At 35.8% G+C, this 13,072-nt stretch carries 8 protein-coding genes; 7 read left to right on the forward strand and 1 reads right to left on the reverse strand.

All coding sequences use genetic code 11. The features are described from left to right. Positions 1–2,185: 2,185 nt before the first annotated feature. The 3 genes from F6K22_RS13655 to F6K22_RS13665 all read left to right on the forward strand — a co-directional run bounded on the left by F6K22_RS13655 (position 2,186) and on the right by F6K22_RS13665 (position 6,657). The gene (locus F6K22_RS13655; protein ID WP_293098376.1) at positions 2,186–2,320 is read left to right on the forward strand and encodes a hypothetical protein; all 135 of its coding nucleotides are present in this window, start codon (positions 2,186–2,188) and stop codon (positions 2,318–2,320) included. 1,922 nt (positions 2,321–4,242) lie between these two features. Beyond that, on the forward strand, positions 4,243–5,769 hold the full coding sequence (locus F6K22_RS13660) for a glycoside hydrolase family 10-like protein (protein ID WP_293098379.1): 1,527 nt from the start codon (positions 4,243–4,245) through the stop codon (positions 5,767–5,769). A 279-nt stretch (positions 5,770–6,048) separates the two neighbouring features. Next, entirely contained in the window at positions 6,049–6,657 is a 609-nt protein-coding gene (locus F6K22_RS13665) for a hypothetical protein (protein ID WP_293098382.1), read from the forward strand. Between the two features lie 169 nt (positions 6,658–6,826). Here F6K22_RS13665 and F6K22_RS13670 read toward each other — a convergent pair whose 3' ends face one another. Continuing rightward, positions 6,827–7,555, reverse strand: a complete 729-nt coding sequence (locus F6K22_RS13670) for a hypothetical protein (RefSeq protein WP_293098385.1) — start codon at positions 7,553–7,555, stop codon at positions 6,827–6,829. A 449-nt stretch (positions 7,556–8,004) separates the two neighbouring features. Between F6K22_RS13670 and F6K22_RS13675 the strand changes: the two genes are divergently transcribed. The 4 genes from F6K22_RS13675 (at position 8,005) to F6K22_RS13690 (ending at position 12,920) form a co-directional block, all read left to right on the forward strand. Further along, entirely contained in the window at positions 8,005–8,766 is a 762-nt protein-coding gene (locus F6K22_RS13675) for an HpcH/HpaI aldolase family protein (RefSeq protein WP_293098388.1), read from the forward strand. A 641-nt stretch (positions 8,767–9,407) separates the two neighbouring features. Next, positions 9,408–10,073 (forward strand): 2OG-Fe dioxygenase family protein, encoded by a 666-nt coding sequence (locus F6K22_RS13680; protein ID WP_293098391.1) that lies wholly within the window; start codon positions 9,408–9,410, stop codon positions 10,071–10,073. A gap of 681 nt (positions 10,074–10,754) precedes the next feature. Then, positions 10,755–11,768, forward strand: coding sequence for a hypothetical protein (locus F6K22_RS13685; RefSeq protein ID WP_293098394.1), 1,014 nt, complete (start codon positions 10,755–10,757; stop codon positions 11,766–11,768). A 198-nt stretch (positions 11,769–11,966) separates the two neighbouring features. Next, complete coding sequence (locus F6K22_RS13690; protein ID WP_293098397.1) at positions 11,967–12,920, forward strand: hypothetical protein; 954 nt, start codon at positions 11,967–11,969, stop codon at positions 12,918–12,920. Positions 12,921–13,072 lie beyond the last annotated feature (152 nt).

Below are 13,072 nucleotides of genomic sequence, written 5' to 3' on the forward strand. Positions count from 1 at the left end.
GACGTGGTGGCGTTGGAGCGCGCGCCCGACTTGCGATTGTGATTCTGTCCGGTGAGATCAGCCATATGCCTTGTTAATCCATTTGTTCATGAAAGTGTTGAAAAATTTGCTTGGCAAGTGCAGCAGATATACCCTCAACCTGCGACAAATCGGCCTCACTGGCTCTGCTCACACCTTTTGCCGACATGCAGAGGATTGCTATATATCTATATAGCAATTCCCAAAAAGCGTGAGGTACGCGTATTCCTTGGTTTTAGGGAGTAGGGAGTAGTAATTTGGGTTTGAGTCAATAGCGGTGCGACCCCGCGGGGTGCGTAAGACGCAAGGGAATGCTGACCAAGAGAGGGAATGCTGACCAAGAGAGGGAACGCGCACCAAGAGAGAAAATAAGACAAACAACTGTACCTCACGCTCCTTGAGAAACGCTATAATTAAGTAGCTTGGTTTAATTAGGGCTGGCTGATTAAACCTAAAAGCGTTTACATATAAAGACAAGTGCCTTTGCGTGTGCGAAAAAAGTGCCAGTTTTTGGCGAACCATAGCTCATACATAGAGCGCATTTTGAGCAGACAAGGGTAGAAAAATTCAAGGACTCTCATATCCGACCACATCCTCTGTAATTCCCGTTTCTCCTGTCTCCTGTCTCCTGTCTCCTGTCTCCTGACTCCTAAGATAGAGATTTAAACGCCAGTATAAATTTGAGAGATGCGGTCGGCTCGATCGTGAATGCTTGTGGATGAGTAACCGCCGACGGCCTTAGGGACGTTGCATGCAACGTCCGTACAGCAGGAAGTAAACATCAGATTGTCACGTTATGTGACGCTTTGTATCAGTTTTATAGAGCAGACTTTGATAGCAAAAATAATCATAAGATGGGAAAACAAGGGAGGAATAAAATTGATCTGCACCAAAGATATAATCCCAATAATAGTTTGTACTTACTAGGAGAAACTTCAGGATTATCTAGTTTTTTATAAGTTGCCAAACTACTTTTAAATTGATAATAACTTATATAGATAAACCAAGAAAAGTAACGGCAAACTAATCAACATAGCTTTGAAGATGATTATATTTCTGTATTGCTTCCTTGTGATTTAAACTTTTAGGTGAGTAAAAAGGATAAAATTCTAATAAAATAGATAGTAATACTGTAATTATTGCGGCATAAAAAATTTTTTCGATCATGGTTACTAACTCGTTTAAGATTAATTTTTTTGATGAAATTAACCACTCCCATTGAAGCAGCTTGAGTTAAAGTATTAACTGCGATTAGACAACAGAAATAATTCTTGTTCCTACTAAAACCTACTTCAAAGTAGATTTTTTTTGTATATTTGATTGTCGATCATTATCATGAATTGCTACCTCTGGATTTATTGATTTTCAGTGAATTAAATGTCTATGATTAGCCTAAGTAGGTAGGTAATTTCAGTTAGTCTCCTAGGGTGGGAACTGCGTTAACAGTTTGCTACGCAGATGAAAAGTTTGCTGCGGAGGAGCTACGCTTTTTCCTTTCCTTCGGAATGCTCGCAAACAGAATATTCTGCAAATATATCGCGTAGCGAAACAATACCTCCGGTTGAAGCCAGAGGCTTGAAATACTGAAGTTTACTTTTTTCATCCCCTTAAAAGGGGAGGTTTGAGACCTTATTTTTTGCTCAAATTAAATAGAAAATGATTGTGATAGGAAACAGGGAATCAGAAGCAGGAATTAAACAATTTTTCTCACTTTACCTGAGACCTGTTTCTTGGTTTTATATTTTTTATATTCACCTACTTAACTGTAAATATACTGGCATAGGTATTATATAAATAGCAAGTGTTTATTCATAACTTTACTGAATCTTTAAAAATTCACCTAATAGCTCTGAATAACTTCATAAAATCTTCATAAAAATACCATAAAATACCATAAAATTTCCCTCAATACTTTATGCAAAGTCAAAAGTCAAATTCTTACTGTGGCTAATTTTTATAGTTTGATAACGTCCTAATCTTAAAAGTAAGATTTGCAGATATTTAGTGATACAATTTGGATTATTTTTTGCTACAAATTTCAGTTTAAATGTTGCCTATAAATACAGTTTTGTAGCATTATTTTTGAGAATTGGTATAATTCATACTCATCTTAAATTTTTTACTATTTGCATACCTGATCAAGAATCCAATCAACTTAAAAAACGTTTTGGAGAAATACTGGAGGGAATTAAGTAACCAAATTGAACGTTTATCTCTTGAAAATTGGGAAAGTTTAGGGAAAAATTTTTCCAAATTCAACAGTATGGAAGATTATTTAGTTAGTTGGGTGGAGGAAGGTTAACTGTTTTAATCAGTAGCTGCCCAATACGGTCGAGATATTTGATAGAAATTCCCTACTATGTAGCCTGAAAACTTTTGTAGAGGCGATCGCTCTACTTAAGGGAATAGAAAACTACTCCAATTGCTCCTTTTACAGGAAGAGAATTGAGAAATTAGTTGACTTTTTATCGGGGAGATTCTTACCGAGGAAGCACCAGTAAAATCTTTTATTGCGATATACGCAATAGTCATTAAAGTTCTAGTCGGCAACTAAGAGAATTGAGAAATTAGTTGACTTTTTATCGGACAGATTCTTACTGCTCAACCACCAGCAAAATCTTTTATTGCGATACACGCAATAGTAGTTAAATTTCTGGTCGGCAAACAAGATAATTGAGAAATTATTTGACTTTTTCCAGGAGAGATTCTTACCGAGTAACCACCAGCAAAATCTTTTATTGCGATATACGCAATAGTAGTTAAATTTCTGTTTGGCAAACAAGAAAATTGAGAAATTAGTTAACTTTTTATCGGACAGATTCTTACTGCTCAACCATCAGCAAAATCTTTTATTGCGATACACGCAATAGTAGTTAAATTTCTGGTCGGCAAACAAGATAATTGAGAAATTATTTGACTTTTTCCAGGAGAGATTCTTACCGAGTAACCACCAGCAAAATCTTTTATTGCGATATACGCAATAGTAGTTAAATTTCTGTTCGGCAACTAAGAGAATTGAGAAATTATTTGACTTTTTCTAGAGCAGATTCTTACCGAGTAACCACCAGCAAAATCTTTTATTGCGATATACGCAATAGTAGTTAAATTTCTGTTCGGCAACTAAGAGAATTGAGAAATTATTTGACTTTTTCTAGAGCAGATTCTTACCGAGTAACCACCAGCAAAATCTTTTATTGCGATATACGCAATAGTAGTTAAATTTCTGTTTGGCAACTAAGAGAATTGAGAAATTATTTGACTTTTTCTCGGAGAGATTCTTATTGCTCAACCACCAGGAAAATCTTTTATTGCGATATACGCAATAGTAGTTAAATTTCTGTTTGGCAACTAAGAGAATTGAGAAATTATTTGACTTTTTCTCGGAGAGATTCTTATTGCTCAACCACCAGGAAAATCTTTTATTGCGATATACGCAATAGTCATTAAAGTTCTGTTCGGCAACTAAGAGAATTGAGAAATTATTTGACTTTTTCTCGGAGAGATTCTTATTGCTCAACCACCAGGAAAATCTTTTATTGCGATATACGCAATAGTCATTAAAGTTCTGTTCGGCAACTAAGAGAATTGAGAAATTATTTGACTTTTTCTCGGACAGATTCTTACTGCTCAACCACCAGCAAAATCTTTTATTGCGATATACGCAATAGTAGTTAAATTTCTGTTTGGCAAACAAGAAAATTGAGAAATTAGTTGACTTTTTCTCGGACAGATTCTTACTGCTCAACCACCAGCAAAATCTTTTATTGCGATATACGCAATAGTAGTTAAAGTTCTAGTCGGCAACTAAGAGAATTGAGAAATTATTTGACTTTTTATCGATACGCAATAGTAGTTAAAGTTCTGTTCGGCAAACAAGAGAATTGAGAAATTAGTTGACTTTTTCTAGGAGAGATTCTTACCGAGTAACCACCAGTAAAATCTTTTATTGCGATATACGCAATAGTAGTTAAAGTTCTGGTCGGGTAAATTATCTCATGTTCAAATAATTAGTTATTATCAGAGCTAGTAGGAAAGTAGAGGTTTGGTCTCCAAACTGTGACACCCTATATCAATTTCCACTCATACCTATTACCAACCTTCACAAATATTATAAGTATTTAACCGAACATAATATTACTACTGACTCAACCTACAAAAAAATTCTTGAACCGTATGAAGTTGACTATCAGGTAGAATGAGATTAAATAACCAAAATATCTAACAATGAACTTAATCAGCAAAGTATTAGCTAAAATCCCCAAAAACATCCACTTTCGACGTAAAAATCTCCTCTGGAGTTCCCTCATAATATTAGGACTAACCCTGACTCAAATCTATAGCTACTTACCCACCGCCACCGCTCAACAACCATCCTTCTTTTCCCCCAGAGAATTTCGTGGAGTCTGGGTAGCATCCGTCGCCAATATTGACTGGCCTTCTCAACGCGGTTTACCCGTCGCCCAACAAAAAGCAGAATTACTCAACATCCTCAACCGGATGCAGGAACTAAACCTCAATGCTTTAGTATTGCAAGTTCGACCAAATGGAGACGCTCTCTATAATTCCGCCATCGAACCCTGGAGCGGTTGGTTAACTGGAAAACAAGGAACTCCTCCCCAACCATATTATGACCCCTTAGAATTCGCGATCGCCGAAAGTCACAAACGCAACATCGAACTTCATGCTTGGTTTAACCCTTACCGCGCCCAACTTAGTCCCAGAGATGGTTCCTTTGCTGCCAATCACATGGCAACCAAATATCCCCAATATGCTTATAGATACGGCAAAAATATTTGGATGGACCCAGGAGCGAAAGTTATTCAAGACCAAACTTTCAATACAATCATGGATGTCGTGCGTCGTTATGACGTTGATGCCATTCACTTCGATGACTATTTCTATCCCTATCCTCAAGCAGGGCAAGAATTTCCCGACTATCAAACCTATGATAGTTATCAAGCATCTGGTGGTACTCTTTCTTTATCTAACTGGCGACGACAGAATGTGAATAATATGGTGCAACGTCTTTACGAAGGTATTCACGCTGAGAAACCTTATGTCAAATTTGGTATTAGTCCGTTTGGCATTTATCGTCCAGGTAACCCCCCTGGTATTGTAGGTTTAGATCAATATGAAAGTTTATATGCTGATGTAAAGTTATGGTTAGCAAAAGGTTGGATAGATTATTTGGCACCTCAACTTTATTGGCGCATCGACCCACCTCAACAGAGTTATCCAGCGTTGTTAAATTGGTGGTTGCAACAAAACCCCCAACGTCGTCATATTTATGCTGGAAACTATTTAAGTCAGTTGCAAGTTTCGGGTTGGTCGGTATCTGAGTTTGAGAGACAAGTTGCTCTTTCTCGTCAGAGAGCAAGTCAACTTTCTTTAGGAAATATCTTTTTTAGTATGAAGATGTTTCGAGATAATGTGGCGGGTGTAAATAATGTGTTCAAAAATTCAGTTTATCCGACTCCAGCATTACCTCCAGCAATGCCGTGGTTAGATAACCAACCTCCAGCACCACCTACAGGAGTACAGGTTAATTCTGATGTTATTAGTTGGAATGTTGATAATACTGGAGATGTTCGTTCTTGGGCATTGTATCAGCAAAATAGTAATCAATGGGCGCTCGTGGAAGTGTTAAATTCTGGTACTAATGCGGTGAGAGTTACGCCAGGAACTTATGCTTTGCGGGCAGTCGATCGCTTGGCAAATGAAAGTTCAGAACAAGTGGTAACGGTGCAGTAATTTAGAAGTCAGAAGTTAGAACTCAGAAGTCAGAAGTTGTGTTTGGGGGATGTTGAGCAACTCTCCAAGAACATTTCGCCTAAAAAAGTAAAGACGTTGTATGCAACGTCTCTACCATTGAGAATTGAGAAATTGTTTTTGGGGGATTTTAAGTAACCCTCCAAAAACGCTTCGCCTCAAAAAGTAGGGATTTAGAATTGAGAATTTTGACTCCTGATTCCTGACTCCTAAAGACCCCCTATCTATTTATAGCAAACATTGATAAAACTGGTATTAAATATGGCTTTCAGTGATTTTAAAACAATTTCGGATGTACAAAAAAAGTATAGAATTAAATATTCAGAAGAGAATTTGATAGTTAGTCAGGAATTATTGCCTTCAGACAGTTTTATCCAAGACTTTGAATTTAACAAAGAAAATATAGACTTGTTTGCCTCAGAAACATCTCGCAGTGAAATTATCATCTCGCCACTATTGCGTGAGGTTTACAAGAAATATTATCAGAAGTATTCATTTTGGATTCGCAAAAGTATTTCTTACGATGAAATTCTATCTGGAACACCTGACTATATTTTTTCACGGCGTTCTGAACTTGGTAAAACTGTATTAGAAAAGCCTATTGTGATTGTTGTTGAAGCCAAGAAAAATGATTTTGAGCATGGTTGGGGGCAATGTCTGGCGGAGTTGTTCGCGTCGCAGAAAATAAATGATAATTTTTTCAGGGGAGTATATGGAATTGTGACAGATGGTAATTTATGGCAGTTTGGCAAGCTTGTGGCAGACAATTTTATCAAAGATTCTGGAAATTTCACTATCGATAATTTGCCAAGAGTTTATGGTGCTTTGGAAAAGCTAGTTCAATTAGTAGAAGAGGATGATGAGAAATAGGATAATTTGTAGGGGTTTGGTCCGCAAAACCCCAGACTTCCCTGTTACCTATTTTCTCTATTCACTCAAAATATTAATGGTTGTTAAAAAACCAGGTTTCTGCTGATTAACGAAAGCTCATATTCGAGAGTCAAAAACATCTATCAACCAAGGACTGATATTTTGATAATTACCCAAATAAGGGTTTACCAAGACCAGAGCAAGCATCCCCAATTAACTTAACTAATTTATCTTGTTTCCTATGTAGATTTTCTTCCTTTATAAGAGTATTATATTCATCTTGAAAATTTTGATTCACTGTTTTAAAGTCTATAATATTCAAGAATTGAGACTTTTCATTATCACGTATACCATAAACAAAAAGACAAACAGGTTCTTCATTTCTACTGGCCTGAATAAGTCGTGCAAGAAGCGTTTGAGAATTTCTTTTTGATATGGGTTTGGTAATATCAGGAATTGTGCCTTCGTAGTCTACATTTTTAAGAACACTAATATCTTTCTCTGGAGATACACCTTTATTTAGCATTCGATCCGTAGGTTGATGGTCTGTATAAATCATAGAAGTTTGTTCAAATTTTCCTTTTAATCTCTGAACAAAAAAAGCTCTGAGTCCATCTGTTCCATCTTGTTCAGCGAAATCATAAGATGTCTGTGACCATCCTGTGATTTTGACCAAAACCGACCCCGATTTATAATTGCTAATATCTATTGGAGGATGGATAATTGCTTGAAATTCTACAAAATCAACAACAAATCCTATGATAGAAATCATAAGACTAGCAATAGTAGCAACAACAAATACTGTACTATTTCTACGGAAAGATTCAATAAATCTGTGCAAGAAATTTTTTTGATTTGCTTGAGTGTTTTGATTGTTTGGATTTTGTGAAGTAGTCATCAGTTGTACCTAATGTTTAAGTTTGGGCGTTAGTAAATCAAGAGGTAAAAATTTAAAGGTCATCCAAAGCGATCGCCCTGAATACCCGACTAAGAATGTTACTCCTAGCAAAAAATCATCTCTTTAACCGCTAATACCAAGAGCTGAGTGTTTGTTCAGGATAAAACAACTAAAAGGCAAGACGCTCATTCTACAAAACTATTCAGGAAAAACAACGTGCAGACAGAGCAGTATAAATGCTCAAGGAAAGAGGAATTAATCCGGATAATATATAAGCATTATTCCAAAAATTTAAAATTCTTGGTAGGGGTTTAGTCTCCAAACTCTCTACTAATATTGTTGGTAGTCTTACATAGTAATGGTATACAGGAATAAGGAATACCAGGAACGGGAGCAAGATGCTTCCACTACTATTCCCTATTCCCTCTTTTCTATATATTCAATTAACCATGCAAAAAAATCAACTCAAACAAAAACTCAAAAACGGCGAAGTTGTACTCGGACCTTTTATGAATTGTGCTTATCCTGCTTTCATAGAAATTTGCGGTATAGCAGGATTTGATTTCGCAGTTATCGACCTCGAACACGGACCTCTAAATATTTTAGTTGCAGAAGACCTTTGTCGTGCTGCTGACTGTGGAGGTATTGCACCTGTTGTCAGAGTCAGCAAAAATGATGCTGCACAAATACAACGCGCTCTTGATATTGGCAGTGCGGGGGTACAAGTTCCACAAATAGAAACAATAACTGATGCAGAAATAGTAGTGCAAAGTGCTAAATATAATCCTATTGGTTGCCGTGGTTTATCATTTGGAACTCGCGCGGGAGTTTACACTTCAGCAGGTAGTAATATAACCGATAAATTGAATGCAGAATCTTTAGTTGTGGTTCATGTGGAAGGTACAAAAGGCGTCGAAAATCTGAGAGAAATTGTTACAGTTCCTCATATTGATGTGATTTTTCTCGGTCCTTATGATTTATCTCAATCTTTAGGTATTCCCGGTCAAGTTGATGATATTCGAGTAGTTGAATTAATGCAAAAATCAGTAGAAATTATTCGGAGTTCTGGAAAAGCGGTCGGTACTTTTACTAATAATTCTGAGACTGCAAAAAAATGGATTGATTGTGGAGTGCAATATATTGGATTAGGTATAGATGTGAGTATTTTCTTACAAGGTTGTCAAGCTTTGGTTAAAGCAGTAAGAGGTTAATTTTGACTAGATAAAGAAGGGGCACGACAAGGATTTTATCAACGGATATACGGATGATTCAAAAGAAGAATTAAAATTGTTATACCATGTCCGGATAATCAGTGATAAAAAAATTTTGTTTGTAGTAGGGCTTTAGCCCTATCTATAGTTTGGGCTAAAGCCCTACTACGAACTTTAATTATAACTATTTAACTGTACATAATATTAATCCTAAATCTGAATAGTAGGAAATTATTTTTTTCTGTCTATCAGTGAATCATATTAAATCCGATAGTTTCGATAAAATTAAATATCGTAGGGGTTTGGTCACCAAACCCTACTAAACTTGGAGTTTTTGCCAATAATGATTAGACTTATTGTAGAAGTCAGGGAATAGGGAATAGGGAATAGGGGGGATAAAATTGTTGATTCTATATCTTGAATTGGTTTAATTAAAAATTTTGCAAGAGGTTTATTGTAGAATTTTATTCTCCTTTGATATCAAGTTACTCTCAACCTTTTTTTGAGTAATTTGATACAGTCTTTTACAAAAATTAACAGTTTGTATACTGTTTAGCAACAGTTCTCAGAAACCTGAGCTATACTAAAAATATAGACAATATAAAACTCAACTTTTACTCTATAAAAATGGAGAAATACCTATGCAAAAAATTTTAGAATCAATTAATTTAGATTACGCTTTTATGTTTACCTACAAAAAGGTAAATTCAATTAGCATGGAAGGTTTTGAACAATTTTTTGCCGACCTTCCTGTCGATCCCTACATAAAAGCCAAATATCGTTATAGAAGACTTTCTCGTTTTATTATCTCAGGGGAAGAGTTAATAAAACAGCCTCACGGTTATCTTTTCCAAAGCAAAGATTATAATCCTGTAGTAGGAGATCTTAAAAGAGAATTTGCTGAAATAGACGACAGACTTATCGCCTTAGATAACTTTAAAAAAATGATTTTAGCCTTCTGTGATTCCTGCAAAATACATCCAGAAGCAGAAATTGGAGTACATCAAATTAGAACTATTTGTTCCCCTAATAATTCAGGTAATCCAGCACCGGAAGGTATTCACAGAGACGGCACAGATTTTATTGGCATATTTGCAGTAAATAGACATAATATTCAAGGCGGTGCAACTCATCTTTATACGGCTAGAAAAGAAAAGCCAGTATTTAGTAAAATTCTCAATCCTGGAGATTTATTATTGGTAAATGACCATGAATTTTTCCACTTTACAACTCCGATTAAACCTGTGACAGAAGAGATGGGATATCGAGATGTATTTGTGTTGACTTCTCCAAGTTTGATTCATTAAAGAATGACGAAGTAAGAAGCAAGAAGCAAGAAGGGTGGGTGAATATTTGCCCGCCTTTTTGCTTGAATAAATAATAGACATCTCCAGAAAATAAACTTGCTCTTTATTTAACATCAGCTAGAGTTTTCAATAATTGATAATTACCTCTCCCTAAAACGGATTGGATTGAATAAAAGGAAAATTTTTTCTTGTTTCTCCTTTAAAGGAGAGGCTTTAAAGCTTCATTATTCGGTAAAAGTTACTTTCCGAAATCATTTTTTGTACATTTTGTGTGTAAATTTGTTCCCTGTTCCCTGTTCCCTACTATGCACAAAAAGTCTATATCTTTTTCACGCCTATGTCTAATAACTATGATTCTATACTAATCCCATAATATTTGTGAAAAAAAAGACTGTAGGGGTTTGGTTTCCCAATCTCATTTTAGCTTGGGTTTGGAGACCAAACCCCTACGCTCAAATATTACAACCTATTTAGGATTGCTATATGTGTTATTACGAGGGGGATAATGAAAAGTTAATTTTGAAAATTATAAATTTATCTTCCCTGAATAAATCTTGATTTTTCTCTTGAAAAATCAGTATTTTCCACAGTTTCCAAACAACCAACAAAAAGCTTAACCTATTAATAGAAAACGACTCAAATTTTCTAATTAAAAGATAATACTGTTTGGAGTAAAAAATCATGTCCAATGACTCGCAACGTAACTCTGCCGTTAACGCAGCAGCTACAAGTAAAGTCTACCACGCTAAATTTCAAGACTTATCTGCCACTACGGCGCGAAAATGCTATCGAGGGGGAGTACGTTCAGGAGAACCATCGAGAACTTACGCTCAAGCTCAAGAAATGTTGAATAAAGTGCCACCATCTCAACGAGCGGGAACTAATGCTGAAAATGCTACTAGAAATATGCGAGACTATTTGTCTGATAAAGATGCGAGTCACGTTAAACCCTATAGTAAAGGTGGTTCAAATGACCCCAGGAATATGAAGTGGGAAAATGCTAAAGATAATAGGGCACGCGGGAACAAAGACATGACTTTGCAGGAACAGGCAAAACTGGGGGCAAAATGGCACGTTGATAATTTGACGGGAGCGGTGAAAGCGGGAGTGAAAGCAACTCCTATGGGAGCAGCGATAGGTGCGGTAACTACTATGCCTTTTTCTATCTTAACCAATGGTTTGCGGGTAGTGCGTGGAGAAATTTCTGAGGGTGAAGCAATTTTGGAAACCCTGAAAGATACAGGAAAAGGAGGTGCTGTGGGTGCTGCATCTGCTTTTACTATTACTACAGTTGCTTCTCTTTGCCCACCTATTGGAATGGCGTTGAGTGCAGTTTCGCCAGCATTGTTAGCAGTGGGTGGCGCGGGTATGGTTTATGAGTTTTTCCACATCTTAGAAAGTCACAAGCAAGCAGTTAAGAATTATTACGATTCTTTGACTAAGGAAGACTTAAAACGTCTGCAAGAAATTGAGGATGAATTAAGTTATCAGCATCAGAAAAATTTAGATTTTTTGGCAGAAGCAGATGCAGTAAATGAACAGATAAAAAATAGACCTTGTGAACCTGGAATAGAGGGAGCGCTGAAGCGGTATTTAGAGTCAGTAGCTATAGCTAAGTCATTAGGAGCAATGCCTAATAATTATCAAAATTTACCTGGTAATTCTCAGCAAGGTTTTTTACCTACAAATAGTTAGGAAGTAGGTTGGGTTGAGGAACGAAACCCAACATAATATTATTGTTTCCCAATGTTTTTGTTGGGTTTCACTTCGTTCTACCCAACCTACAATTATCCTTAAATTATGTAGGTTGGGTTGAGGAACGAAACCCAACATTTTCCAAATTTGGCGCTAAAGCACAACTACAAACAAATATAATTTTTTCAGGAGTTAATTATGGTTTTACCTTTTATTATTGGTGGGATAGGTGTCGCAGTAGGAGCTGCTGTCGGAGCTTTTACTACTCATGCAGCAGGAGAAAAAGATAGAGAAAAAGCAAAATATCACCGCAAAATTGCTAATGAATTATCAGAAAAGTACACAGCATTGGAGAAAAGATATTATGAATTAGCAGATAAAAGCAACAAGAAAATCAAGAAATTAATCCGGCAAAAAGCCTTAGATGAAGTGGAAAAAGATTGTCTACGTTTTGCGTTAAGATTACAGCAAAATTTACTTTTATTAATGCAGGAAATCGACTCTGAGCCATCAACACTGACTTTAAAGAATTTTCGAGAAGCAGTTGATTTTACTAATAAGGTTTTATATCAACTAAATGAGGAATTAATAGTTGTTTATGTTGACTATTGGAACCGAAATTTAATCCGCGCTCAAGAAAGAGAATATTTAGAAGGTTTTAAGAAGTATGACCAAGGATTTGATCAGTCAAATAAATCTGGTTTATCTCAAGAATATTCCTACAGTGAAAGTCAGAATAAACATTCTAGAAATTACAACAAAAAAGATCTGTATTATCTAGACTTTCAACCAACCTATAGGGAAATTTACGAAACTGGGGAACAGCTTTTAAAATATTTGCAAGAATTACGAGCAAGTCGCCGGAACGAGGGAGATAATACCCATAGATTACAGGGTGTTGAAAATGATATTATTCAAGTTATCAATACTTTGAAAAACCAAGAATACCTTCAGGAAAATAAAACAATAACTATTCAAAATATTATTGACAATTCTGGCTGGCATTTCTTGAGTGATATTTTACTGAAAATGGATAAAGCTACCCAGGATATAGAAAAAAGTCTAAAGATAGAAATCAGAGGTTTGAAAAATCAATTAGAGGAACTTCATCACAAAGTCAAAAAGTACAGAAAAACTGAAATAATTTATTGAGTATTTTATGTAGGTTGGGTTGAGGAACGTTTGCGGAGCATTTCCAGCAGAAAAACCCAACATAATATCATTATTTTTTTTCTGGAATTTTTGGTGCATCTAAACTCAAAAATATTCAAATTATGTAGAGGAACGAAACCCAACATAATATT

Origin of the sequence: Okeania sp. SIO2F4 (assembly GCF_010672385.1) — a bacterium.
Lineage (GTDB): Bacteria > Cyanobacteriota > Cyanobacteriia > Cyanobacteriales > Microcoleaceae > Trichodesmium.